The sequence below is a fragment of the Sorangium sp. So ce295 genome, assembly GCF_051527405.1.
Classification (GTDB): Bacteria; Myxococcota_A; Polyangia; order Polyangiales; family Polyangiaceae; genus Sorangium; species Sorangium cellulosum_B.
In genome coordinates, this window is record NZ_CP150324.1 from 8,217,350 (window position 1) to 8,243,141 (window position 25,792).

Genomic DNA, 25,792 nt, shown 5'->3' on the forward strand with positions numbered 1-25,792 from the left:
CTGTCCTCCGCGCCGGGCCCGCTCGCGACGGCGCGGGCTCAGTGGAGGCCCTTCATCGTGGGGTCACCCAGCTTGAACGCCGCCAGCGCTTGCCGGATGAAGGCGGGCACCGAGAGGTAGCTCTCGAGCGCGACGCAAGCGCGGTTCGAGGAGCACGTGCACTTGTAGAAATCGCTGACATCGTCGTCGTCCGCGTCGGCGTCCGCCTTGCAGCCGTCCACGCCTTCCCGCAGGACCTCGCCGTCGTCCGCGATGGCGGCGATCGTCGGATCCCACCGCACGATCGGCCGCCCGGTCTCCGGGTTCGGCTTCACCTTGTGCCAGTCCGCCTTGCCGTCGCCGTCGAGGTCGGGCCCCGGCTCGGTGACATACGCCTTCGCCAGGAGCTCATTGCCGTACTCCAGGACGCGCGCGCCGATGCCCTTCTGCACGACCTTGCCAAAGACGGTCTCGGTCCCGTAGGCCTTCGCCACGAACACCTTCCCGGACGGGTGGTGGAGCTCGATCCGGTCCGGGAAGCCGGGATCGGTGTCCGCCCCGGCCTCCCAGACGTGCATCATGTCCAGCCACTTCTGCTTCTCGTTCTCGGGCAGGTAGAGCAGGGTCCATGCGATGAGGAACTTCTGCTGCTCCCAGCCGATCTGCGGGTCGAGGATGGCGACCTTGGAAGGGGCCCGCGGGTTCCACGGCGCGCTGTCGGGCGCGCCATAGGAGCTGCAGACGATGCTCCCGGCCGCGGGGAAGCAGCTCTCCGGCCCGCTCTCGGCCCACCACGAGGTCCAGCCGAGCGCGCCGGCCGGATACCCGCTCGCGTCCCGGACCGGCCGGCCGCGCTGGTCCGCCTCGACGCGCACGCCCTTGAGGGCGTCGTCGCCCGTGAGGTTGTTGGCGAGCCAGCGGCGGTACCCTTCCGGAAAGACGTCGGCGAGCGAGACCGCCCGGTAGCGCGCGTCGAGGAAGTCGTGCCGCGAGTCGCTGATGAAGTTGTCGACCGACTCGGTCATCAGCATCGACACCCACGCCTTGTCGTAATAGGCCCCGGCGTTCATCGTGTACGACGAGTCGTACTCGCCCTTGTCCGCCGCGAGCGCGTTCTCGAGCGGCTTGCCCCCGACGGCGATGTCACCGAAATAGCCGGTCGCGCCGTTCGGGACGACCACCAGCGGTTCCCCTGGATCGCCGAAGACATCGTTCGATGACCGGAGGACGGCGTCCCCGTCCGGCAGGAAGTGCTCCCCCGGCTGCGGGCGCGCCATCTGGAGCGAGAAGTGATCGAACGCGATCCCGGCCGCGAGCGTGTTCTCCTTGAAGAGGCTGTTCGCGGCCTGGACCCAGAACGTGTCGAAATCGTAGCCGCGGTCCAGCGCGAACTCGCGGTAGATGTTCATGATGAGCCCGAGGCCCTTCGCGCCGTCGCGCATCTTCGCGTTGTACCGGTTCAGGGTCCGCTCCGACGCCGCGCGCACGCTGAAGGCCTGCCGGCCGCGGCGGTAGTTGTCGAAGATGTGGTTCACCTCCTGCTGCGTGACGAAGAAATTGAAGAGCTCGTAGGCGTCCGCGCCGTTGTCGTGCCGGTACACGCTCAGGTTGCCGAGATCGGCCCACCGGTCCGTCGCGAAGCCGTAGGGCAGGCGGGTCCGCCCCGCCGGGTCCACCGAGGGCCCCTTCACGTCCCTCGGCGTCTCCAGCGCGCGCCAGGTGACATAATCGACCTTCTGCTGCCGGCACCGCGTGGTCTTGCCGCCGATCGACACGAGCTGGCCGTCGAGCAAGGGGTGCCAGACGCCGTCCAGCTCCTCGTCCCAGTCCGAGGGCACGAACGCGCTCGGGTCGACCTCGACGCAGCTGCGCGGCGCGATCAGCTCGTACTTGCTCTGCAGCTCGGAGTAATGGATGTCCTCGTCGTCGTACTCGGGCTGGATGCCGAGGACGCCGCCGAAGTCGTCGATCTTCGCGAGCACGCCCTTGCCGCGCGGGGTGGTCGCCTTGTAGCTCGGGTCGGCGTGCACGGCGACGGCATCGCCGTAGAACAGGCGGGCCGCGGCGAAATCATAGGCGCCGAGCCCGATGAGGTCCTGCGTGGGCTCGCCGGCATAATCCATCGTCGACGACTGCATGAACATCCAGATCAGGTTCTTGCGCTCGTTCTCGGTGATGGGGTCGTAATACCTCGGCCCGACGCAGGCCTCGCCGTCCTCCGAGAGCGTCTCGCACGGCGTCTTCACCCGTCCATTGCTCGTGCGGAGCTGCCAGTACTGCGGCCGGTAGCCCCAGGCGTCGGAGGAGCTCACGAAATTGTGCCGCAGCCCGACGGAGTGGCCCATCTCGTGGAGGATCACCGAGGTGTGCGCCCGCTGCGCGAGGTAGCGCCGCATGGCCTCGGCGCGCCGCGCCTTCTGCGCGGCGTCCCCCTCGCCGAAGCGCCCGTGCTTGCTCGCGAATTTCTCCTCGAGGAGGTCCGCCAGGTCGGCGGTCGCGAGCGGCGCCGGCGCCTCGTGCATCACGCACGCGCCGCGCTCGGCGAGCGCGATCTCCTTCAGGTTCCCGAGCTCGCGCCGCACGCTCGGGTTCGCCCCTCGGAGCGGCGACGCGAAGCGCATCACCTCGTCCGTGAGCGGCAGCCCCTCGACGCCAGTGAGCTGCTGGATCGCCTTCGTCGTGAGCTCGGCCTCGAGCTCGGTGCCCGCCGCGGCCCTGCGGCGCGCCTCGTAGACCCCGCGCATGCTGTCGGGCGCCGTGGCGTCGGCCGCGATGCCGCGCACCTCCTTCGAGAGCCGCCGGAGGCTCTCGCGCAGCGCCGGGTTCTGCGCCATCTGGCCGGTGCCCTCGGACACGGCCGCCTCGTCCACCCCGGCGGACCGGGCGATCCGCCGCGCCAGCTCCTCCCGCGTCAGCCGCGGCAGCGCGCCGCCCCTCGACGCGCTCTCGCTCGCCTGCGCCCAGTCCCGGACGTAATCGCCGTCGGTCACGTCTTCGGTCTTGAGCTCTCCCTTGATGTACCGGGCCGTGTCCACGACGCCCTGGCTCCAGATGTCGCTGACGTGCGTCCAGACATTGATGCTCGCCGCGACCTTCTCTCCGGTGAGCGGGTCCTCCGAGTCGCTGTAGATGCCCCAGGCGGACGGCGATTGCGGCGCCTCGAAGTTGTTGATCTGGTGATAGCGCAGGTCGCCGATCCGGGCGTTCAGCGCCTCGCGGCACGCCTTCATCAGCGCGGGGTCCCGCCCTGCTTCCTTGCGGCGCTCGTCGCTGCACATCCTGGCGGTCACGCCCTCCGGGAGCCGCGGACCGCCGCACGCCTCGGGGTCGGCCGCCTCGACGGGGCTGTGACAGAGCACGATCATCTCGGGCATCTTCGCGAGCGCGATGACGCCCATCGAGTACCCGCGCCGCGCGCCGATCTCGTCGGCGACGGCCTCGCAGGGCTGCCCCCCGGGCGCCGCGCCGCGCCGGCACGCGTCGACCTCGCGCGAGAGCGCGATGGCGTCGGCGTCATCGTCCATCTGCCCGTCGTAGACAGGGAACGCCTCGCCGCAGCGCGCGGCGTCCCCTTGCGTCCGGACGCACTCGGCGTACTTGGCGGTGACGACGGCGCTGCGCAGGGCGACGTCCCACTCGTGGGCTGCCATGTCCGTGGCGACGAAATAATCGGGGTTGCTGTCCGAGGTCACGTACCACGCCTGCGGCACGGCCTCGCGCCGCTGGTAAGGCAGGGTGCACCGTTGCTTGAAGGTGTCGCACCGCGAGCCGGGCCCCACCGCCTCCATCCCGCCATCCCGGGCCATCGAGGCCCCTGTGACGGCCTCGCACTCGTCCTCGGTCCCGTTCCGGTCCTGGTCGCGGTGCGGATCTGCGCCGGCGGGGGTGGTCTCGGGGGTGAAGCACGGGATCTCGCCCGTCATGCTCTCCGGATCGTCGTAGTAGTGGCTGCGTTCCCAGAGGTTGTAACGGGAGATCATGCGGTGCCACTTGGCGTCGCTCATGCCGTAGTTGCGGGCGTAGCCGAAGCGCTCTCGCACGAAGGCGCCGAACGCCCGGAACCGGTAGCCGTCCCACTCGGCCGGCTCGTAGTCCCGATCGACGACGCGCCGGAACGACTGCCGGAGGGTGATCTCGACGGGGTTGCACGATCCGACCGGCGCGGTGCCGCCCGCGAAGTCCGTGTCGAGCATGCAGGCCGGGAAGCTGTCGATGCCCCACCCGAGGTGGCTGAGATCGACGAGCTGGGGCACCGCGAAGGCCTTGTTGGTGACGTCGAAATACCCCTCCTCGGCGTCGAAATGGGGCGCGTCGGCGTGGCTCGGGTCGCTGACGTAGTAGGAGAGCGGCTCGTACTGCACGCCGCCGTAGACGCCGATGAGCGACAGCGTGTCGAAGTCGTAGGAGTCGACGTTCAGGTTCTTCGACCAGTCGACCCGCATGTACTCGCGCTCGTACCATGGACGGTCGGTCGTATTTTCGACGACGACGTTGCTCTCTTCCCCCGTCGCTCGGTTGTAATCGCGCTGGACGTCGAAGTGGGAGAGGATCTTGTAGGCGACGACCACGACGCCATCGTCCGTGGCGGCGCCTGCGCCCTTGCCGTCGCTGTCGTTCACGCGCTCGTAGGTGAGGCGCCCGAGCAGGAGGTCTTCCTGGATGATCCACTTGATGCGCGCGACGTCGGCCTGAGCGTACGAGGAGGAGAAGAGCCCGTCCTGCGAGGCGCCGTAGCCCACGTCGACCACCGTGGTCCGCGCCCAGAACTCGGGATCGTCCTCCCTGCTCTGCAGATCGGCGCCGACGAAGAACGATTTCGCCAGCGCGTTCGCCTGAACCTGGCTGATGGCCGGCCGCTCCTCGGCGCAGCCCGCGATCGAGCACACCGCCGCCGCGAGCAATGCCTGTCTCACAATCCACCTCATCGCAGAGTCCTCCTCTGGCAGCTCGGTCCCGAGCGCGCATGCCCCCATGAGAACCTCGACCCGAGTCGCCGCGACGACCGCCCCGGTCGCGCGAGGGGCGGGCCTGCTCGCCCTCGCCGGCACCGCGGCATACCACGTACCACGCGCATCACCCCCTCGCCATTCCTGGCCAATCCAGGGGCATTCAATGCCTTTTCCGCCTCGCTCCCCGCTCCCCGCGCGGCCGCGCCGCGCCGCCGGGCGTTAGGCGATTGACGGCCGCTGTCGCCTTTTCGCCGACCGTCTCCGGGCGGGGACGGAAATGGCCTGTTCCAAGCGGCCAGCGGCTCGGCTGTTCCAGTCGTTCGCCGTAGGCCCCGCAGGCTCAGCGCGACCTTCTCTCCCGTCGCCCCCTCGCCTCGCTCGCGAGGCTGCGGTATTCGACCCCCTCACCCGATCGGGAGGAACACCGTGCCTGACGGAGACGTCCTGCTCTCGAACACCGACGGCACCATCCTGGCGCAAGGCCCCACCGTGCTCGTCTGCGAGTGCCCTGGCGACGACCTCGACCTCGCCGTCCGTCGCGTCGCCGCGTTCGCGCTCGTCGCCTCGCTCGTCGTGGCGGGCATCGTGGCGGCGCGCGCGGCCCCCTTCCCCATCCTCTTCATCGCGGGGACGTGGACCGCCGGAGCCGCCGCCGCGCTGCTCGCCGTCCGCCGGCGCCGCCGGCTCCACGGGCTGTTCCGCCTCGACTTCGAGCGCGACGAGCTCATCCAGGACGGCCGTGGCTTCCGGCGGATCCTGCCGATCCAGGCGATCGTCGGCGTCTCGACCCCGCCCGCCTCGGACACGGACGTCGACGAGCCCGGCCTCGCGCCGCGCTGGCTGCTCCTCCACCTGTCGACCGGGGAGCAGCTGCGCCTGGGCAGGGCGCCCGCGTACGCGCTCGGACCCGCGCTCGCCTTCCTCAGGCGGGCCGGCGTCGAGGCGTGAGGGGCGCGCCCGCCGCCGGCCAGCGCCGCGCCGTCAGGGCCGCGACAGGCTGGGGTAGGCCGGACCGAAGTCGTTGCGGACGTCGCGGACCGTCGAGAGGTACGGCGTCTTCACGGTCTCGTCCCGGTAGATCGGCCTGACGACGCACGTATCGCCCCCGCACTCCCCCGCTTCGGGGAAGATCACGTCGGCGACGAGCCAGAACCTGTCGCCCGAGTCCTCCGGAACGAAGGCGACGGGCACCTCGGGGTCGTAGAAACCGGTGGGCCCGAGGTCGGCCCCGAGCTCGCCGTTGCAGTAGACCTTGATCCGCGGGTGCACGTCGAACGACACGCTGCCGCCGAAGTAGTGCACGGCGATGCGCATCCAGCTGGCCTTGGGCGGGAAATCGACGTTGATGTTCTCGGGCGCGCAGAAGGTCGGGTCGTCCGGGTCCGTGGTGCGGTGGGCGCAGGAGATGTTGTCGAGATCGAGCCGCGGGCTGTGGCACCCCTTGCCGTGGTCGCGCCAGTCGTCTCCCACCCCGCGAGGCGCGTAGAAGCAGCTGTTGTTGGTCTCCTCCGGATCCAGGTACCAGTTCACCGGCTCGGGGGGCGTCGCCGTGTCGCTGAACCACGTGATGGCCGAGCCGCCCGAGAGGCTGTCGAGCGTGCAGTTCCCGTACCCGCACGCGGCGCTGGAGCCGCCGACCGTCCAGGGCTGCATGTTGTCCGGCTTGTGGAGGTAGAGGTCCATATCCACGCTGCTCGGCTCGTGCTCCCACTCGAGCTCGACGCGGAGGCCGCGGGCGCCGACGAACAGCGGGTAAACGCAGCTCGCGGTCTCACCGCTCTCCAGGGTCTTCGTGTACGTGACCGTGTACTCGCCCGACTGGAGCGGCTTGAAATCGTCCGCCGGCCCCTGCCCGGCCACCGAGGGGCACGGGTTCACGCCCGGCGGGCACGTCACCGTCCACACCTCGGAGTCCGGACGCGCGTCCTCGCTGAACGAGCCGGTGCCCTCCTTCAGATCGACGGTGGCGAACGGCGCCGCCTGGAGCGGGTGGCAGCCCGCCTCGTCGTTCCGGTGGCAGTCCTGGTCCGCGTGCACGCCGCCGACGCAGGGGCCCCACGTGCCCGTCTCGTCGCAGATCTGGGTTCCGGGGAAGCACCCCGGGCTGCGCCGGTACGACGGATCGCCGCGAAAGCAGGAGTGCGCCTGCCCGGCGATGCACCCGCAGCTCTCGTCGATCATCCCGTTGCAGTCGTCGTCCAGCCCGGCGTGATCCACGCCGAGCTCATCCACGCCGCACAGCTCCGTCGGACCGCAGGCGCTCCCGCACGGGTTGATCGTCACCGGCAGGCCCTCGTGCGCCCCTCCATCGATATCGCCCAGGAAGCCGCCGTAGCCTTCCGAGTCGCCAGGCTGGGGGGTCGCCACGTCGGCGCCCCCGGCCCCGCCGGCGCTGCCCGCCCCGCCGGCGTGCGAGCTGCCGCCCGTCGTCAGATCGAACGTGAGCCGCTTGCCTTCCGCGCTGCAGCCGGCCGCGAAACCGGCGCCCGACGCCGCGATCGCGATCACGACGGGGAGCACGGAGGAGACACGAAGACGAGACATGATACCTCCACTTGGAGACCTAGACGCGGTGTCGCGGCGGCCTGCGCCCGCTCCGCGCGACGGCGAAGCGCGCCGTGCACCAGGCACTACGGCGTGAGGCAAAGCGGATACCGGTGTCCCCAGCGCGCGCGGACGCGCGGCTCGGGACGCCAGATCACGAAGCCCCGACCCTCATCGAGTAACAAGGACTACTGCCATGCAAACTCAGCAGGGTGAGTCGCTGGAGGAGGACTCCCTAGCACGGACTCCGGCCGGCGATGGCCACAATGAGCCGCCTTCAGCCGGCGAGGCGCGCTCTCGCCAGACGCGGAGTCAGGCGAATCACCAGCTCAGCCAAGGAGTCAGACAAATCATCCTCAGACAGATCGCCACGGAGCTTGCCTTGCTGGCCGGTGTGGCGTTGCGCCTCACGGCCTCCGCGCGCGGGGCGAGGTGGCGCCGGCAGAGCTCGTGCGCTCGCGCCGGCGCGCTCGTGCGCGCTGACGTCGCGAGGCCTGGCTGGTGAGCTGGACGGGATACGGATCAGGGCGCGCGGCGCGCGCCCTTCACGGCTGCGAGGGGTAGGCGGGACCGAAGCTCGCCTCGGCGTCGTCCCGCGTGGTGAGCAGCGGCGTCTTCGCGCTGGCGTTTTCATAGAGTGGTTGCACGATGCAGGCCGCCTGGCCGCACTCGTCCGGCTCGGGGAAGAGCACGTCGGCGACGAGCCAGAACCGCTTGCGTCGGTCCGCGGGCGCGAACGCGACGGGCCGCTCCGGGCTATAGAACCCTGCGGGCCCGAGATCGGCCCCGAGGGCGCTGTTGCAGAAGATCTTGATCCGGGGGTGGATATCCTGGGTCACCCCGTCATTATTGTAGTAATATACGCCGATGCGCATCCACTGGCGCTTCGGCGGATAGTCGAGGTTGATGTTCTCCGGCGCGCAGAAGTCTTCGTGGTCGGGGTCCTTCACGCCGGGTTCGCATTCATAGTTGTCGAGGTCGAGCCGCGGGTTGTGGCAGCCAAGACCGTGGGCCTCCCATTGCTTCCCCACGCCCCGAGGGGCGTTGAAGCAGCCATTGTTGCCCGGCACCGGGTCGAGATACCAGTTCACGGGATCCGGTAGCCTCGCGCTGTTCAAGAACCAGCGAATATCCGAGGATTTTGACGAGAATTGGTCGATTGTGCAGTTGTAATAGCCGCAGTCCGCCGCCGAGCCCGACATACTCCAGGGTTGCGTGTCGTTCGGCTTGTGGAGGTGCAGATCGAGATCGACGATACCGACGTCGTGCTCCCACTCGAGCTCGACGCGCAGGCCGCCCGCGCTGACGAAGAGCGGGTACTGGCAGCTCTGGGTAGCGCCGCCCGCGACGCGCTTCGTGTACGTGACAGTGTACTCGCCCGACTGCAGAGGCTTGAAATCGTCCGCTGGATCGGCGCCGCTGACGCCGGGGCAGGGGTCGACGCCATCGGGGCAGTCCACCGTCCACACCTCGGATCCCGCCACCGCGTCCGCGCGGAACGCGCCAGTGCCCGCCTTGAGGTCGAGGTTCGCGAAGGGCGACGCCTGCATCGGGCGGCACGGAGCGCCGCTATCCATATGGCAGTTCTCGTCGGCGTGCACGCCGCCGACGCACGGGCCCCAGGTGCCGGTCTCGTCGCAGAGCTGGGTGCCAGGAAAGCAGCCCTCGCTGTTCCGGAACGACGGATCGCCGCGGAAGCAGGAGTGCGCCTGACCGGGGATGCAGGCGCACGTCTCGTCGATCGAACCATCGCAGTCGTCGTCCAGGCCGAGGGTCGCGCCGGTACATAGCTCCCTGTCGCCGCACGCGCTCCCACAAGAGTTCACCGTCACATCGCTGTGCGGCTCCCGCCCTCCATCGATGTCGAGAAACCCACCCTGCCCGTCGACTCCGCCGGTCGTGCCGCCCGCTCCCACGCCTGGTTCGCCACCTCCGCTCGAGTCGAGCACGTTGGACGGACCCGTCGCGCTGCAGCTGGCCGCGAAGCCAGCGCTGGACACGGCGGCGCCAACCACGATGAGGAGCGAGAAGGAGAACCGACGTCGACCCATGACACCTCCGATTGAGGGACGCTCTATGCCGCGACAAAGCGGGCTCACACCCCGCTCGACACCCCGGCATTCCAGGAGCTCACGCGAGTGTAGCAAAATCAGCAAGCGACAATCGCACTGCAAGAGCAACAGGAGAATGTCGCTCGCTCACCGTGCGCCGCTGTCAATCCGCGAGCGGTCGACTGCCCACATCCACCGATGCGCCGCGGGCGCTCCGCGAGCCGCGGCGCGCCTGGCCTGCCGCGGGCGCTCCGCGAGCCGCGGCGCGCCTGGCCTGCCGCGGGCGCCCAAGCGGCCGAGGCGCGGCGTCCTGCGGCGCGCGCTCCCCATGGCGCCGCGCCAGGGCGCCGCCTCATTGCCAGCGAGCGGAGCGCGGCGCCATTGCGCCGCGGCGTACCATTGCCCCGCAGCGTGCAGGACAGCGCCCACGCACGCACAGGGCGCGAAGCTGGCGCCAGGGATCGCCTATCCGATGATCGGGAGCTGCCGAGGGCCCTTGGCCCTCGCGGGCTGCGGCTCCGGCTGCGGCTGCGCCACGGACGAAGCGGCCGTCTCCTCGATGTGCACGCCGGAGCGGAAGCGCTGCTCGCCGCCCGCGATCTTGCGGTGCGCCAGCGTGTGCTGCATGAAATTCAGCGGAAAGAAGCCCGCCAGCTGGATCCAGCTCGACTGCCGTGTGAGGGTGAACCTGCGCCATATCGAGGACGGCGAGTAGAACTTCGTCCACGCGGACACCCACCCCTCCCGGAGCCGCTCCCGCGACATCTGCTTGGGGACGAAATAGGGCGAGCCGGCGTCATGGTCGCGGCGCAGCCACCAGCGCTCGTCGGTGAGGCGCCCCTCCGCCTTGAGGCGGCGGTACAGCTGCGTCGCGGGGTACGGGGTGAGGATGGCATACAGCGCCATCGTCAGCTTCATGTCGATGCCGAACTCCACGGTGCGATCGAACACCTCGGGATCGTCCGTATCGAAGCCGAAGACGAAGCTCCCCCAGACGGAGATGCCGTGATCGTGGAGCATCGCCATCGTGTCCTTGTACTGGGAGGGACGGTTCTGCCGCTTTCCGGTGAACTTCACCGTCTCCTCGTCGATGCTCTCGAAGCCGATGAAAAGCGCCTTGCACCCGCTCTCGGCCATGAGCTTCACGTTCTCGAGGCGCTTGACCGCGGCGAGCGAGCACTGGCCTATCCAGTGCTTCTTCAGCGGGATCATCCGGGTGAAGAGCTCTTTCGAGTAAGCCCGGTGGATCATCACGTTGTCGTCCGCGAACATGATGAGCTTGCCGAGCGACCGGAGCTCGCTCAGCACCTCGTCGGTCGGGCGGAACCGCATCGTGGTGCCGTTCGCCGTCGACACGCTGCAGAACTCGCACGGATACGGGCAGCCGCGCATCGTCTGCACGACCTGGAACGGGATGTACTTCTTGGAGGTGAACAGGTCGCGCCGCGGCGCAGGCCTGCCCGCGAGGTCCGGCAGCTCCGGGCGGTAGAACGGCTTGAGCTCGCCGCGCTTCACGTCCGCGAGCAGGGCCGGCCAGGCGTCCTCCGCCTCGCCGACCACGACGGCGTCCGCGTGCTGCAGGGCCTCGTCGGGGCAGGCCGTCGGGTGGATGCCGCCGAGCACCACCTTCACGCCGCGCCTGCGATAAGCGGCGGCGATATCGTAGCTGCGGCGGGCGGTCTTGCTGTCGACGCTGATCCCGACGAGGTCGACGTCCTTGACGTCGCGCTCGAGATCGAACGGCTGCACGACGTCATCCGTGTAGATGATCTCATCCTCGGGGGGCGTGAGCGCCGCGAGGGTGCCGAGCCCCACACGGGGCAGGTACGCGGAATCTTCGCTTGCCGTGGCGATGAGCTCGATCTGCATGGCGGATCGTGCTTATCACGGAGCCCCAAGGAGACCCACGACGAATGAGCTTGCTCTCTGACGCCGCAGTCTTTCTCGGCGCCGCCGTCGTCGCCGTGCCGCTGTTCAAGCGGATCGGCCTCGGCGCGGTGCTCGGCTACCTCGTCGCGGGCGCGCTGCTCGGCCCGTGGGGGCTGCGGATCATCGCCAACGTCGAAGACACCCTCCACTTCTCGGAGCTCGGCGTCGTGCTGCTCCTCTTCCTCATCGGCCTCGAGCTCCAGCCGTCGCGGCTCTGGGTGCTCCGCCGCGCCGTGTTCGGCCTCGGCGGCGCGCAGGTCGCCGTCACGGGCGCGCTCATCGCGCTCATCGGCGCCGCGCTCGGCCTGCGCGCCGACACGGCGGCCATCGCGGGCGTCGGGCTCTCGCTCTCGTCGACGGCGTTCGTCCTGCAGATCCTGGCCGAGAAGGGCCAGATGCAGTCGCAGCACGGCCGCTCCGCGTTCGCCATCCTGCTCTTCCAGGACCTCGCCGTGATCCCGCTGATCGCGGTGCTCCCCCTGCTCGGCGCCGCGGGCGCGGCCCCCGCCGAGGGGAGCGCCGTCGCCTCGTCGCTCAAGGCCGTGGCCGTGCTGCTCGCGGTCGTCGCCGGCGGCCGCTACCTCGTGCGCCCCGTCTTCCGGGCCATCGCCGCCACCCACGCCCACGAGATCTTCACCGCGGCGGCCCTGCTCGTCGTGCTCGGCACGGCGCTCCTCATGATGCAGGTGGGCCTCTCCATGTCGCTCGGCGCCTTCATGGCGGGCGTGCTGCTCGCCGACTCGGAGTACCGCCACGAGCTCGAGGCGGACATCGAGCCCTTCAAGGGCCTGCTCATGGGGCTCTTCTTCATCGCCGTCGGGATGTCGGCGAACATCGGCCTCGTCATCGAGCGGCCGCTGCTCGTCCTCGGGCTCGTCCTTGGCGTGATGGCGCTCAAGGCCGCCGTCCTCTTCGTCCTGGGCAGGGCGGCCGGGCACGCGAAGGGCTCCGCGCGCGACCTCGCGCTCGCGCTCCCGCAGGGGGGCGAGTTCGCCTTCGTCCTCTTCGGGATGGCCGCGGGACAGGGCCTCATGGACAGGCTCCTCGCCGACCTCCTCGTCGTCGTGGTCACCCTGTCCATGGCGGTCACGCCGCTCGTCATCGCGCTCGGCGACGCGCTCGTCAAGCGATGGCAGGGGGGCGCGCCAGAGCGCGAGTTCGACGCCATCGACGACGACGACCCGAGGGTCATCATCGCCGGATACGGCCGCTTCGGCCAGATCGTCTCTCGCGTCCTCCGCACGAGGAAGATCCCCTTCACCGCGCTCGACGCGAGCCCGACGCAGGTCGACTTCGTCCGCAAGTACGGCAACAAGATCTACTACGGGGACGCCTCCCGGCTCGACCTGCTCCGCGCGGCGCGCGCCGACAAGGCGAAGATCTTCGTGCTGGCGATCGACGACGTCGCGTCGTCGGTGAAGACGGCGGAGGTGGTGAAGCGGCACTTCCCGGACCTCCTGATCTACGCGCGCGCCAGGAACCGCCAGCACGCGTATCAGCTGATGGATATCGGCGTGACGGTGCTGGAGCGGGAGACGTTCCTGTCGTCGCTCGAGGTGGCGGGGCGCGTGCTCGAGGGCCTCGGGATGCGGCAGCGTGACGCCCGCGCGACCATCGAGCGGTTCAGGGCCCACGACGAGAAGGTGCTCCTCCGCGGGCACGCGGTGCACAACGACGAGGTCAAGCTCATCGCGGCGGCGAAGCAGGCGGCGCAGGAGCTCGAAGGCCTGTTCGAGTCCGACGAGATCGCGCCGTCCGGCAGGGACGACAAGGCCGCGGCGGTGTGACGCGGAGCGAGCGGGCCGCCGCCGGCCCGCTCACGCCTTCACTCCTGTTCCTGCTTCGCGCCGATGCCGTGGCGGCGGAGGTAAGCCCGCACGTGCGCCCGCTCCATGCCCGCGCGCCGCGCCATCTCGCTCACGTTGCCCTTCGCGTCCTCGGACAGGGCGGCGAAGTAGTCGCGCTCGAACCGCGCCAGCACGTCGCGCTTCGCCTCCTGGAACTGGCGGCCCTTCATCGACGCGAACGAGCTGCTGGCCGCGCCGCCGCCGGCCCCCGGGGGGATCGACGGCGAGGAGCTCGGGTGCATCGGGGTCTCGGTGAGGGCGCCGAGGTGCGCCGCGATGTCGATCTCCTCGCCCTCGGCGGCGAGCGCGAAGGCGACGGCGACCGCGTTCCGCAGCTCGCGGACGTTGCCCGGCCAGTCGTGCCGCATCAGCCGCTCGAGCGTCATGTTCGAGACGCGCTCGTAGGCGCTCTCGTCGCCGAGATCCTTCAGCATCCGGCGGACGAGCACGGGGATGTCCTCCACGCGCTGCCGGAGCGCCGGCAGCTCGATCTTGATCTGCGCGACGCGGAAGTAGAGGTCGCTCCGGAAGTTGCCGCCGTTCACGGCCCGCACGAGGTCGCGGCGCGTCGCCGCGAGCACGCGCACGTCGACCTCGCGGTAGCTCGACCCGCCGACGCTCTTGATGCGGCGCTCGGCGAGCGCGCGGAGGAGCTTCGGCTGCACCTCGAGCGGCAGCTCGCCGAGCTCGTCGAGGAAGATCGTGCCGCCGTCCGCCTCGATGAACGGCGAGAGGCGCTTGTCGACAGCGCCCGTGAACGCGCCGCGCTCGTGGCCGAACAGCGTCGCCTCGGCCAGGGTCGGCGGGATCGAGCCGCAGTCCACGACCACGAACGGCTTCTTCGAGCGGGCGCTCGCCAGGTGCAGCGCCTGCGCGACGAGCTCCTTGCCCGTGCCGGTCTCGCCCGTGATGAGCACCGTGAGGTCGGTCGGCGCCATCTTGGAGAGGCGCTCGAAGATGGCCCGCATCCCGGGGCTGCTCGCCACGAGCGGGCCGAACGACGGGATCGCCGAGACCGTGATGCGCTCGGGCCGCAGGGGCTCGAACTGGATCTCGGTCTCGCCGAGCCGAAGTTTCGTGCTCGTGAGCAGGTAGATGTCGCCGACCCGCACGCCGCCGACGAAGGTCCCGTTCCTGCTGTCGAGGTCGCGCACGCGGACGCCCTGCTCCGTGGCGACGAACTCGGCGTGCACAGCGCTGACCTTGGCGTCGTCGAGGACCAGCTGGCAGGCCGCGTTGCGGCCCACGATGACGGGATCGGTGCCGATCTCGATCCATCCGCCGCCGCGCGCGGCCGACGATTTCGTGAGGCGGATGCGCCCGCCGCGCACCTCGACCCGGTTCTTCGTGCCTACCGTCGCGTCGAGCAACTCAGTGCCTCTCTGTCTTGCGGCGCGAAGGCGGACCCTCCGGCCGGGGAATCTCTGGGCCGCCGTCCCTGCTCGGCGGTGGCGGCGGCGCGCCTGCGCCCGCCCTGCTCGGCGGTGGCGGCGGCGCGTTTGCGCCCGCCCTGCTCGGCGGTGGCGGCGGCGCGCCTGCGCCCGCCCTGCTCGGCGGTGGCGGCGGCGCGCCCGCCCTGCTCGGCGGTGGCGGCGGCGCGTTTGCTCCCGCCCTGCTCGGCGGCGCCGGCGGCGCCGGCGGCGCGCCCGCGCCCGCCCTGCTCGGCGGTGGCGGCGGTGCGTTCGCGCCCGCCCGGCTCGGCGGCGCAGGCGGCGCCCCCACGCCGGTCCTGCTCGGCGGCGCAGGCGGCGCGCCCGCGCCGGTCCTGCTCGGCGGCGCCGGCGGCGCCCCCACGCCGGTCCTGCTCGGCGGCGCAGGCGGCGCGCCCACGCCGGTCCTGCTCGGCGACGCCGGCGGCGCGGCGGCCCGGCTCGGCGGCGGCGGGGGCACGGTGCTCCCGGCCCGGCTCGGCGGCGGCGGGGGCACGGTGCTGGCCCTGGGAGGGGCGAGCGAAGCAGGGGGCGGAGAGCTGTGGCCGGCGTCGCTGAAGCCGCCGTTCTCCGTCATCGTCGGGGGGCCGTCGACGACCGTGGGGTTGTCTTCCAGGAACGCGTCGGGCAGCTCGGAGGGATACCTGCTCCGCTGCGTGCGGCGCGTCGCGCGCGTGATGTTCGCCGGCTGGATGGCGCGCCAGCTCGACAGCGCATCTGCCGCGGAGCCGAAGCGCCCTTCGCGCCGGCGATCGAGCGCCCGCTCGAGGAAGCGCTCGATGCCCACCGGCCATTTCTCGCCGGTCGCCTCGGCGAGCGACGGCGCCGGGCGGTCGAGCTTCATCGCGACGAGCACCGCGGCGTTCGCCCCCTCGAACGGCAGCCGCCCGGACAGGGCCCGGAAGGCCACCGCGCCGACCGCGTAGATGTCGGCCCGCTCGTCGGCCCGCGCGGCGCCCCGCACCTGCTCCGGCGCCATGTACGCGAACGACCCCAGCGTCGCGTCGAAGGCGGTGAGCGTCGGCTCTTCCTTCTCGCGCCGCGTGAGCTTCGAGATGCCGAAATCGAGGATCTTCGCGCGCTCGCGCCGGTCCGGCAGGCCGAGGTGCTCGAGGTAGATGTTGCCCGGCTTCAGATCGCGGTGGATGACGCCCGCGGCGTGCGCCGCCACGAGCCCCTGGAGCACGTCATCGATGATCGGGCCGACCTCGCTGAACGGCAGGTACTGCTCGCGCTTCAGCCGATCCGCCAGCGACTCGCCGTCGAGCTGCTCGAACACGAGCAGGTGCTCGCCCTCGTCCGTCTGGCCGACCTCGAGCAGCTGGCAGACGTACGGGCTCTGGATGGCCGAGGCGATCTTCGCCTCGCGGTCGAAGCGCCGCACGAGATCCGGCTTCATCGCGGCGCGCGCGAGCAGGACCTTGATGGCGACCTGCTGATTGTCCGATTCCCGTGTTGCTGCCCAGACTTCGCCCATGCCGCCCCGCCCGAGCAGGCGGGAGACACGGTAGCCAGCAACGACGTCGCCCGGGTGGATCGCCACGTAACCTGGATCGGGACCGTACCACCGCGACTCTCGAACGGGCGAGAAAAAAGCGAGCGTCCGGGGAAACGCGGTGATTCCGGGAGCGAGCGGAACCGATTGCGGATCGCAGCGCGCGGCGCGCTTTGCGGCTCGCGGCGCGTGTTGCGGGCTCACGACGTGACAGCGCGCCGGTGCGATCGGAGCACGAACCCAACGAAGGGGACGCAATAGTTCGGAAGACCACTCGGAAGACCACTCGGAAGACCACTCGGAAGACCACGCGGAGGACGACGGCGAGCCGCGCGCCCTCGAGGGTGGGGGGCCGTAAGCCGCAGCCCGGGGCGCGCGGAATCCCGGAAAGAATCCGAGGGACGCGGCACTAGCCCGATGCGACATGATTCTGTAGGCTCGCCGCGCCATGCCGCGTACAGCCGAGGATGTCGAAACCTACCTCCTGCAGCTCGATCGCCGGTTCGAGAACGACGCCGGTACCTACCTCGTCTCGGGGGGCCCGGACGCGCCGCCGATCGCGATCCGCATCGACCCGCCGATCGTGGCGGTGCGGGTCTCGATCGGCCCCGTCCCCGGGGACGACGCACACCAGACCAGGCTCTTCCGCCGCCTGCTCGAGTACAACGCCACGGATCTGATGCATGCTTCGTATGGGATCGAGGCGGGCACCGTCGTCCTGTCGGCGGCGCTGGAGCTCGAGAACCTCGACATGAACGAGCTCGAGGCGATCCTGAGCGACATCGATCTCGCGCTCGCCCGCCACGTCCCCGTGCTGCACGATCTCGCGCTCAGCTGAGCAGACCCGCCGCGCCTTTCGACCCTGCGCACCCCGAGAGTTGGAGCTGATCTATGGGAATTTTCGCGCGCCTTGCGACCCTCATCAAGTCGAACCTGAACGACCTCATCAGCCGCTCGGAGGACCCCGAGAAGATGCTGAACCAGGTCGTCATCGACATGGCAAACCAGCTGATCGAGGCGAAGAAGCAGGTCGCCGTCTCGATCGCCGACGAGAAGCGGCTGGCCAAGCAGGCCGAGCAGGAGGCCGCCAACGCCGCGGAGTGGGAGCGCAGGGCGATGCTCGCGATCAAGGCGGGCGACGACGCGCTGGCCAAGGAGGCGCTGAACCGCAAGAAGGAGCACGACCAGCTCGCCACCTCCTACAAGGACCAGTGGCAGAAGCAGAAGCAGGCCGTCGACCAGCTGAAGACGGCGCTGCGCCTCCTGAACAACAAGATCGAGGAGGCGAAGCGCAAGAAGAACGTGCTCATCGCCCGGAAGAAGCGGGCCGAGGCGCAGAAGGCCATCCAGGAGACGATGAGCGGCCTGAACAACGCCTCCGCCTTCGAGACGTTCGACCGGATGTCGAACAAGATCGACCAGATCGAGGCCGAGGCCGAGGCCGCCGGGGAGATCGCCGAGCAGTACACGGGCGACACGCTGGCGCACAAGTTCGGGCAGCTCGAGGCGACGGCGGGCGCCGACGACGAGCTGCTCGCGCTCAAGCGGAAGATGGGCGTGCTCCCGCCCGAGCCGCCGCCCGCCGCGGCGCCGCCGCCGCAGGTGCGCGTGGCCGGCGCGGGCGGCGCGCCGGCCGCCGCGCCCCAGGCCGAGCAGGACGAGCTCGCGGCGGCGATCGCGGAGCTCGAGGCCGAAGAACAACGTGAACAAGCCAGGATGAAGCGCTAGAGCACGCCTGCCCATGAGCCAAGCCGCCACGGCGCTCCGCACGGCCGGACCGAACGCCCCTCCCGCCGCTCCCATCCCTGTCCACGCCGAAGAGGTCGGCGCCTTCCTCGAGCGCGTCGGGGTCAGCTCGTCCGGCGGGCTCTCCGACGCCGAGGCGCAGCAGCGCCTCGCGGAGCACGGCAAGAACCGCCTGCCCGAGACGAAGAAGAAGAGCGCGCTCGTCCGCATCCTCGAGCAGTTCGCGAACCCGCTCGTGCTCACGCTCCTCGCCGCGGCGACCATCGCCGTGGTCGTCGGCTTCACGGCCGACCAGCACGAGAGCTTCCTCCACCGGTTCGGCGACGCGATCGCGATCCTGCTCATCGTGATCCTGAACGCCTTCCTCGGTTACTACCAGGAGCGCCGCGCGGAGGCGGCCCTGGAGGCCCTCCAGAAGCTCAGCGCGCCGAACGCGCGCGTGCGCCGCGGCGGCAAGACCGTGATCATCGCGGCCGAGGACGTCGCGCCCGGCGACATCCTCGAGCTCGAGGCGGGCGACTCGATCCCGGCCGACGCGCGGCTCGTGCAGACGATCAGCTTCGCGACCGAGGAGGCGGCGCTGACGGGCGAGAGCGCGGCCGCGGTCAAGGACGCGCTCGCCCCGGTCGCGCGCGACGCGCCGCTCGGCGACCGGGTCACGATGGTCTTCACGGGCACGAGCGTCGTGCGCGGCAAGGGGCGCGCGGTGGTGACCGCGACCGGCGTGAGCACCGAGCTCGGCCGGATCGGCGAGATGATCCGCTCCGTCGGCGAGCAGAAGACGCCCCTCGAGGAGCGGCTCGATCGCTTCGGCTCGGTGATCCTGCGGGTGTGCCTGGCGCTCTCCGCGGTGCTGCTCGGCTGGGGGTTCATCCGGGGCGGACGGCCGTGGCACGAGCTCCTGCTCGAGGGCGTGAGCCTCGCCGTGGCCGCCATCCCCGAGGGGCTGCCCGCGATCACGACGATCACGCTGGCGCTGGGGATGCAGCGCATGGCGCGGCGCGGGGCGATCGTGCGCAAGCTGCCCGCGGTCGAGACGCTCGGCGCCGCGACGATCATCGCGTCGGACAAGACGGGCACGCTCACCCAGAACGAGATGACCGTGCGCAACGTGTACGCGGGCGGCCGCCGCTACACGGTGACCGGCGAGGGGTACAACCCGGCGGGCGCGCTGCGGGACGAGGGCGGCGCGGAGGTCGTGGAGCACTCGGCGCCCCTCACGTACCTGTTCGCGACGGTCGCGCTCTGCAACAACGCGTCGCTCGACGAGGACCGCGCGACGGGCCGCTGGAACATCGTCGGCGATCCGACCGAGGGGGCGCTGCTGACGCTGGCCGCGAAGGGCAGCTACTCGCGCGAGTCGGTGGCGCCGTCGCACGCGTTCGTGCACGAGCTGCCGTTCGACAGCGACCGCAAGCGGATGACGGTGATCACGCGGGACGAGCGCGGCCGCGAGATCGCGCACGTGAAGGGGAGCGTCGACGTGCTCCTGCCGCTCTGCGTGAAGTTCGCCGACGACAAGGGCGTGCGCGCGCTGTCCGAGGACGACCGCGTCGCGATCGTCGCCGAGGCCGATCGCATGAGCGCGGCCGCGCTGCGCGTGCTCGCGATCTGCCGCCGGGTGCGGGTCAGCCGCGACGAGGACGACGTCGAGCGCGAGCTCACGTTCCTCGGCCTGGTCGGGATGATGGACCCGCCGCGGCAGGGGGTGAAGGAGGCGGTGGCCGAGTGCCGCCGCGCCGGCATCCGCGCCGTCATGATCACCGGCGACCACCGGCTCACCGCGACGGCGATCGCCAAGGAGATCGGGCTCTGGGACGAGGGGGACGAGGCGCTCAGCGGCGCGGAGCTCGCGGTGATGAGCGACGAGGAGCTGGCGCGGCGGATCATGCACCTGCGCGTCTTCGCCCGGACGACGGCGGAGCAGAAGCTCCGGCTCGTGCGGGCGTTCAAGGCGCACGGCCACATCGTGGCGATGACGGGCGACGGCGTGAACGACGCGCCCGCGCTCCGGGAGGCCCACATCGGCGTGGCGATGGGGCGCGGGGGCACCGACGTGGCGCGGCAGGCGGCGGACCTCGTGCTGGCGGACGACAACTTCGCGACCATCGTCGAGGCGGTGCGCGAGGGGCGCGCCATCTACCGCAACATCCAGAAGTTCATCTTCTTCCTCCTCTCGTCGAACATGGGCCTCCTCGTGGCCGTGTTCGTCGTCTCGTTCTTCGGCAAGTGGCCGCCGCTGACGCCGCTCATGATCCTCTGGATCAACCTCGTCACGAACGGCCTGCCCGCGCTCGCGCTCGGCATCGATCCGCCGGATCCGCAGCTCATGTCGGAGGCGCCCCGGCCGCGCGACGAGGGCCTGCTCATCAAGCGCGACTACCTCGGGATCCTGTACGTCGGCGCGTTCATGGGGCTCGCCGCCGTCGCGCTCTACGCGACGTCGGACCAGACCGAGGACGCGCTGCTGCGCACGCGCGCCGTCGCCTTCTCGCTGCTGGCGCTGTCGCCGCTCTTCCACGCCTGGAGCTGCCGGAGCCCGATCATCTCGCTCTTCGCGTCGAAGCCGCTCATCAGCCTCCCGCTCCTCCTGGCGGTCATGGCGAGCGCGGCGATCCACCTGATCGCGCTGCTCGTGCCCGCGCTGCGCCCGGTCTTCCGCACGTACGCGATGTCGTCGGACGAGTGGATGCTCCTGCTGATCCTCTCGGCGCTCATCGTGCCGGCCGTCGAGATCGCAAAGCTCGTGTACCGCCGGATCCGCCCCGAGGGCGCCGGCCCCGCCCGCCTCACGCCCGCCTCCAAGCCCCACGGATGACCGCCGGGTGAGGGCCTCGGCACCGCCGAGCCCCCTCGCCTGCCACGTCGAGACGGCCGCCTCGCGGCGTCCACGATGCCGCCCCGGGTGGGCGACGCGGACCGATCCGGAAAGAAAGTGCTCGTGGTAAGAACAAGCGGGCGCGGAGAGGCGTCCAAACCCGAGCTTATGAGACGTAAATCACACCACCTCCGTGCGCCGGGGGCTCATGCCTCCGGCTCCCGCCTCGCCGCGCTCGCGCCGGTCGCGCTGGCGGCGCTGACCGCCGCCCCGTCCCCTGCCCTCGCCGCCGGCGCGCCGATCGCGGTGCCGCTCGTCGAGTCGAAATGGCTCAAGCTCGACGGGATCCCGAAGGAGTGGCCGGTGGCGTTCACCTCCCTCGGCCTCAAGGTCAAGGGCAAGCCCGGCAAGCCCGATCTGGCCGCGCAGGTGGCCATCGCCTACGACGACGCGCAGATCTACGTGGCGGCCGACGTGACCGACGACACGCTGCGAGGCGGCGCCGATCACGTGAAGGTCGTGATCGGGTTCCCGGGCGGAAAGGTCCAGGAGGTCGCGCTCTACCCGGGACAGCCGGGCAAGACCGCGGGCAGCGTCAAGGTCCCGGGCGGCAAGGCGGTGCCCGGGGCGAGGGTCATCGAGGCCCCCCGGAGCGGCGGGTACACCCTGGAGGCGAGCGTCCCCTGGAAGGCGTTCCCCGAGGCGGCGACGACGCGGGTCGGGCTGCGGGCGGGGCTCTTCGTCCACGACGACGACGGCGGAGGGGTCGACGCCGTCGTCGGCAGCGCCGCCTCGGAGGCGTACGGGTCGCTGTCGCCGCTCGCGACCGAGCCGGAGCTCGCGCTCACCGACGGCCTCCTCCGGAGCAAGGGCATCCAGGGCCGCGCGAGCTACGACCTCGTCGCCGACGTGGCCGGCGACGCGATGCGGGAGCGGGTGCTCGTCCACGAGCGGTTCCTTGTCGTCCTCGGCCCCGGGTTCCGGAAGGGCGCGCAGTACTACTTCGAGGACCTCGGGGTCGACGCCAAGGACGGGATGGTGCCGTCGCTCACGGCGCGCGACCTGACGGGCGACGGCCAGGCCGAGCTCATCCTGCGGAAGCGCTCCGGCAGCAGCACGAAGTACCGCGAGGTGATCCACGTGCTCCAGTTCGGCGCCGGCGACACGCCAAAGCCGATCTTCCAGCACGAGATCGCGATCGCGACGGACAAGGGCTCGGTCGTCAACGACGTCGACTTCGTCGCGGACGGCGACAAGGTGGCGATCCGCGTGGAGCCGGGCAAGGCGACCAAGTACGACGCGAGCAACTACGCGGAGGGGGTCGAGACGACGTACGACCCGCTGCTCTTGCCGTGGGGGTCGATCAAGTCGCAGCTCTACAAGCTGAACGGCGGCGTGTTCACCAAGGCGAGCGAGCAGCGACAGGCGGGCGCCGCGGGGCCGCGCCCGGCGCCGGCCAAGGCCGAGGAGGCGCGGGTCGCGCCGAAGCCGGCCGGCCTCTCGCCGGCCGAGATGCTCGACAAGGTGTACGCCCTCTACCGGCGCGACCGGAGCGCCTCGTCGAGCAAGCCGCGGTTCGATCTCGGCGCCGACGTGGCCGGCGGCAAGGAGCCCGAGCGGGTGCTCCTGCACGACCGCGACATCGTCGTGTTCGGCAAGGGGTTCCGGGGCGGCGCGGGCTACGCGTTCATGACGCTCGCGCAGTTCGCGTCCCCGGCCGACATCCGCTCGGTGCGCGCGCTCGATCTCACCGGCGACGGCAAGGCGGAGATCATCGTCCACGGCACCGTCCGCGCGGCCGCGCCCAAGGAGGCGGGCGGCGGGACCGTGGACCGCGACGTCGTGCAGATCTTCCGGGTCGAGGGCGAGAGCATCCAGCGGATCTTCGCGGCCGAGGTCGCGCGCAGCATCGGCGACAAGAAGATCGCCGGCGAGCTCAAGTTCGTGCGCGTGGGCGACAAGATGGGGATCGAGCTCGCCCCGGGGAAGGCCGTCGAGTGGACGGAGCAGACGTACCCCTTCAACCAGGACAAGGCGCCCGTCGGCGGCTTCGAGCCGCTGCTTCTGCCGTGGGGGGGCGCGCAGCCGGCGCGGTACGTCTGGAACGGGTCGATCTTCGCCAGGTAGGCGGGAAGAGGTCGCCGCGGCGCCTGGAGACGGACAGGCGCCCGGCGGGCTCGACGCGGTCGCCCGAGGGCTACCGCTCGTAGGCAAGACGGCGGCGACGGCGCCGGGCCGCCGAGACAGCCGCGAAGGCGAGGCCGAGCAGGGTCAAGGCGACGCCGCTCCAGGCGACGACCCGGAGGCGTGGGTCCGCATCGAGCGCGGTGGCCTCGTCGGCGCGGCTCTGGACGATGACCACGAGATCGGTGTGGCCGACCGGCGCCACCCCGGCGAGAAACACGCCGCCGTATTTCGCGGGATCTCGCTCGGCGAGCGGATCGCGCCAGTCGTCCACCGAGGCCACCCGGTCGGGCGGCGGGAGCTGAAGCTGAGCCAGCGCAGGCGCGCCGGAGGCCGGAGCCGCTGGCAGGAGGTCGCTCAGGATCGCGCTGCGCAGCGCCGCGCTCTCGCCATGACCGACGCCATCGTGGACGAGCACCGTGAACTCGTCGCTCGCCGGAGCCGGACCGCCGCGCTCGCGATCGCGGCGCGCTGCAAGCACGGCGAACCGACGGCCGTCGCTGAGCTGGAGCGCACCGAGCCGGGAGTCCGTCGCGATGGTGGCGATGAGCGCCCCGGCGAACTCGCCGGAAGCGCCGCGGATCGGGGCCGCCAGGGCGAACTTGTGCTGGTGGTCGGTCTCCGACCGGAAGACGCCGCTCGTAGCGGTCGTAAAGGCGGGAGGTCGCTGTCTTCACTGCCTCCACGTTCATCCCCAGCGCTGCTGCGACCTCCTTGTGCCGCCGCTCGTCCCCTTCCCCGGACAGGCGCCCCTTCAGGGCCTCGAAGAGCGGCCCCTGTCCGGCCTCCTCATACTGGGCTTTCAGCGTGGCGAGCGTGCGCTCGAGCAGCTGCAGGGCGAAGCGTCGCTCGTAGAGCCTCTCCGGCGTGAGCCTGTGCGCCGGCTCTGCCTGATAGCAACGCTCCGCGCGCTCCGCGTCGAATCCGCGGAGCGCGCCGCCGCCATTGCTGATGCCGCCACGCTTCTGGGCGCGGGCGCGCGCGCGCTCGTTCGCGACGTAATGCTTGACGCACGCGATGAGCCACGACCGGAACCGGCCGCGCTCCTGGTCGGCCGTGGCGAGGTCGTTCCTCTCGAGGAGGCGGGCGAACAAGCCCTGGGTCAGGTCCTGCGCCTCGTCGGCCGTAGCGCCATAGCGGCGCACGAAGAAGTAGACGGGATACCAGTACAGCTCGCAGAGCGCGGCCAGCGCTTGCCTCCCCTCCGGGGTGAGCGGCAGGCCGGCCCTCCCGACCAGGCCCCAGGATGTCTCGGGGAAGCGGCGCCGTGGATCGGACGAATGTGGATCCGACGAAGGCATTGTGGGGTGCCCAGAATAACGCGAGCTTGCGGGGCGCGGGGAGATCCTTTCAGGAGAGGACCGCGCCTACATCGTCATTGTCATTCTACCGCAATGACATCCGGCGTGCTCGGGCGAGGCAGCTCGCGGCGCCGTCCGCGCGGGCCGGACAGAGGGGTCATCGGGCTTTCTTCGACCCTGGCCCGGAAGGCCCTGGATCGGAGAGAGTGCGAGCGCCGCTCTCCCGGCGGTATGGCCCCGCGGGGTCGTGCTCCACGTCGAGGATCTCCCAGCGGTAGTAGCTGAAACTCCCGCTCTCGAGCTTCCACAGGACCTCCCCTCGGCTCGGAACCCCGATACCCCGGAACGTGCGCCAGTCCGAGCACGACACGGACCAGGGCGTGAGCTTCGCGTCCGCGCCGCCGCCGAGATAACGCTCCGCCTGCAGCCCGACCATGCGCCCCCGAGGATCGAACGTGAACACCGCCGATGCCACCTTCCCTGCGTGGCGCATCGTCGCCTTCGCGCTCGTCGCGTCGATCGACTCCCACGCGATGTAGGGGCTCAGCGCCGCTGACGGGAACCAGACGATCTCGCCCAGAAAGCGCAGCATGGCGCCCTGGTCGATCTTCTCGTCGGCCGCGTCGACGAGGTTGACGAGCGACGCCGCCTTGATGAGCATCTGGCCCTTGCCGGAGGCGTACTTGTCGCGGCCCTCGATCGGGAGGATGCCCATCATCGTCGTGGTGACCTTCCAGACGAACGCAGGCTCGTCGACGGAGAAGTACTGCTCGGCCTCCACGGACATCCAGGCGGCGTCGGGGCGGGTCCGGAGCTCGCCGCGCTGCTTCAGCCGGACCGTCTGAGCCCTTTCCCGGCCGACGACGCCCGAGGCCTCCAGCCAGGTGCGCACCGGCGCGGGCAGGCGCTCGAGCTCGGAGGGGTCGACGCGGGGAGCGCGCGGCTCCGCGGGGCGCGCGAGCAGCGCTCGGACCTCCGAATCGACCTCATGGCGGAAGCGTGCGTGTGCGGCAGCAGCCACGATCGGCAAGAGGAGGAGCACGTTGACGAGCGTGCCGAACTTCGCCTGGGGCCACGCGAGGACGATGAGGCCCTGGGACAGGAGCACGCCGAAGAGCGCCGGCGCCCACCACGCGTCGCGCCGTAGGACCTGGAGCGCGGCCGCCGCGAGCAGCGCGATCACCGCCGCGAGCCAGAGCAGGGCGAAGGCCCGACTGCCGGCGGGCGAGAGGGGCAAGAGCGTGCGATCGCTCGGCTGACCGGCGGCGAGCTTCGACCACTCGCGGTATCCGACGAGGTGAATCGCGCCGTGGAGCGCGATCAGGAGGGCCAATCCGAGCCGCATGACGTGTCTCTTTCTCGGAATCGCCTGCTGCGCCCAGCCGTCGCCGGGTCGTCTGCAGCCGACTCCGTCTCTCACGAGCTCTTTTTCATTTGCATTTGCAGCCCACGTGCCAAACCGGGAGCGACGCAGAGGGCGCGGTCGATTCGCGCGGAACCGAGCGCCGAGAAGCGCAGC

At 70.9% G+C, this 25,792-nt stretch carries 14 protein-coding genes and 1 pseudogene; 6 read left to right on the forward strand and 9 right to left on the reverse strand.

Annotated features, from left to right (window positions below):
* Positions 1 to 38 precede the first annotated feature (38 nt).
* A complete protein-coding gene (locus tag WMF11_RS30945) occupies positions 39 to 4,904 on the reverse strand; it encodes a hypothetical protein (protein WP_437973290.1) in 4,866 nt (1,621 codons plus the stop codon).
* A gap of 450 nt (positions 4,905 to 5,354) precedes the next feature.
* Between WMF11_RS30945 and WMF11_RS30950 the strand changes: the two genes are divergently transcribed.
* On the forward strand, positions 5,355 to 5,876 hold the full coding sequence (locus WMF11_RS30950; protein ID WP_437973291.1) for a hypothetical protein: 522 nt from the start codon (positions 5,355 to 5,357) through the stop codon (positions 5,874 to 5,876).
* A 33-nt stretch (positions 5,877 to 5,909) separates the two neighbouring features.
* Here WMF11_RS30950 and WMF11_RS30955 read toward each other — a convergent pair whose 3' ends face one another.
* The 3 genes from WMF11_RS30955 to WMF11_RS30965 all read right to left on the reverse strand — a co-directional run bounded on the left by WMF11_RS30955 (position 5,910) and on the right by WMF11_RS30965 (position 11,392).
* Complete coding sequence (locus WMF11_RS30955) at positions 5,910 to 7,472, reverse strand: hypothetical protein (RefSeq protein WP_437973292.1); 1,563 nt, start codon at positions 7,470 to 7,472, stop codon at positions 5,910 to 5,912.
* Between the two features lie 545 nt (positions 7,473 to 8,017).
* A complete protein-coding gene (locus tag WMF11_RS30960) occupies positions 8,018 to 9,523 on the reverse strand; it encodes a hypothetical protein (protein WP_437973293.1) in 1,506 nt (501 codons plus the stop codon).
* A gap of 465 nt (positions 9,524 to 9,988) precedes the next feature.
* Complete coding sequence (locus WMF11_RS30965; protein WP_437902841.1) at positions 9,989 to 11,392, reverse strand: B12-binding domain-containing radical SAM protein; 1,404 nt, start codon at positions 11,390 to 11,392, stop codon at positions 9,989 to 9,991.
* A 44-nt stretch (positions 11,393 to 11,436) separates the two neighbouring features.
* Between WMF11_RS30965 and WMF11_RS30970 the strand changes: the two genes are divergently transcribed.
* Positions 11,437 to 13,239, forward strand: a complete 1,803-nt coding sequence (locus WMF11_RS30970; RefSeq protein WP_437973294.1) for a monovalent cation:proton antiporter-2 (CPA2) family protein — start codon at positions 11,437 to 11,439, stop codon at positions 13,237 to 13,239.
* Positions 13,240 to 13,277: 38 nt separating this feature from the next.
* Here WMF11_RS30970 and WMF11_RS30975 read toward each other — a convergent pair whose 3' ends face one another.
* The gene (locus WMF11_RS30975; RefSeq protein WP_437542367.1) at positions 13,278 to 14,669 is read right to left on the reverse strand and encodes a sigma 54-interacting transcriptional regulator; all 1,392 of its coding nucleotides are present in this window, start codon (positions 14,667 to 14,669) and stop codon (positions 13,278 to 13,280) included.
* Between the two features lies 1 nt (position 14,670).
* Positions 14,671 to 16,272 (reverse strand): serine/threonine-protein kinase, encoded by a 1,602-nt coding sequence (locus tag WMF11_RS30980; protein WP_437973295.1) that lies wholly within the window; start codon positions 16,270 to 16,272, stop codon positions 14,671 to 14,673.
* Positions 16,273 to 16,672: 400 nt separating this feature from the next.
* Between WMF11_RS30980 and WMF11_RS30985 the strand changes: the two genes are divergently transcribed.
* The 4 genes from WMF11_RS30985 (at position 16,673) to WMF11_RS31000 (ending at position 22,915) form a co-directional block, all read left to right on the forward strand.
* On the forward strand, positions 16,673 to 17,062 hold the full coding sequence (locus tag WMF11_RS30985; RefSeq protein WP_437542369.1) for a hypothetical protein: 390 nt from the start codon (positions 16,673 to 16,675) through the stop codon (positions 17,060 to 17,062).
* A gap of 53 nt (positions 17,063 to 17,115) precedes the next feature.
* A complete protein-coding gene (locus WMF11_RS30990) occupies positions 17,116 to 17,952 on the forward strand; it encodes a PspA/IM30 family protein (protein WP_437542370.1) in 837 nt (278 codons plus the stop codon).
* A gap of 13 nt (positions 17,953 to 17,965) precedes the next feature.
* Complete coding sequence (locus tag WMF11_RS30995; protein WP_437973296.1) at positions 17,966 to 20,788, forward strand: cation-translocating P-type ATPase; 2,823 nt, start codon at positions 17,966 to 17,968, stop codon at positions 20,786 to 20,788.
* Between the two features lie 168 nt (positions 20,789 to 20,956).
* Entirely contained in the window at positions 20,957 to 22,915 is a 1,959-nt protein-coding gene (locus WMF11_RS31000; RefSeq protein WP_437973297.1) for a sugar-binding protein, read from the forward strand.
* A gap of 70 nt (positions 22,916 to 22,985) precedes the next feature.
* On the opposite strand, the gene WMF11_RS31005 is transcribed toward WMF11_RS31000, so the two are convergent.
* From WMF11_RS31005 to WMF11_RS31015, 3 genes and pseudogenes are all read right to left on the reverse strand, one after another.
* On the reverse strand, positions 22,986 to 23,453 hold the full coding sequence (locus tag WMF11_RS31005) for a hypothetical protein (protein ID WP_437973298.1): 468 nt from the start codon (positions 23,451 to 23,453) through the stop codon (positions 22,986 to 22,988).
* Between the two features lie 502 nt (positions 23,454 to 23,955).
* Positions 23,956 to 24,273: pseudogene (locus WMF11_RS31010) on the reverse strand (RNA polymerase sigma factor); the annotation flags it as partial.
* Between the two features lie 157 nt (positions 24,274 to 24,430).
* Entirely contained in the window at positions 24,431 to 25,618 is a 1,188-nt protein-coding gene (locus WMF11_RS31015; protein ID WP_437973299.1) for a DUF6544 family protein, read from the reverse strand.
* Positions 25,619 to 25,792 lie beyond the last annotated feature (174 nt).

Bases quoted from the DNA above. Each gene is read 5' to 3' on its own strand.
- WMF11_RS30945 (WP_437973290.1), bottom strand. From the start codon at position 4,904: ATGAGGTGGATTGTGAGACAGGCATTGCTCGCGGCGGCGGTGTGCTCG.
- WMF11_RS30955 (WP_437973292.1), bottom strand. From the start codon at position 7,472: ATGTCTCGTCTTCGTGTCTCCTCCGTGCTCCCCGTCGTGATCGCGATC.
- WMF11_RS30960 (WP_437973293.1), bottom strand. From the start codon at position 9,523: ATGGGTCGACGTCGGTTCTCCTTCTCGCTCCTCATCGTGGTTGGCGCC.
- WMF11_RS30965 (WP_437902841.1), bottom strand. From the start codon at position 11,392: ATGCAGATCGAGCTCATCGCCACGGCAAGCGAAGATTCCGCGTACCTG.
- WMF11_RS30970 (WP_437973294.1), top strand. From the start codon at position 11,437: ATGAGCTTGCTCTCTGACGCCGCAGTCTTTCTCGGCGCCGCCGTCGTC.
- WMF11_RS30985 (WP_437542369.1), top strand. From the start codon at position 16,673: ATGCCGCGTACAGCCGAGGATGTCGAAACCTACCTCCTGCAGCTCGAT.
- WMF11_RS30990 (WP_437542370.1), top strand. From the start codon at position 17,116: ATGGGAATTTTCGCGCGCCTTGCGACCCTCATCAAGTCGAACCTGAAC.
- WMF11_RS30995 (WP_437973296.1), top strand. From the start codon at position 17,966: ATGAGCCAAGCCGCCACGGCGCTCCGCACGGCCGGACCGAACGCCCCT.
- WMF11_RS31000 (WP_437973297.1), top strand. From the start codon at position 20,957: ATGAGACGTAAATCACACCACCTCCGTGCGCCGGGGGCTCATGCCTCC.
- WMF11_RS31015 (WP_437973299.1), bottom strand. From the start codon at position 25,618: ATGCGGCTCGGATTGGCCCTCCTGATCGCGCTCCACGGCGCGATTCAC.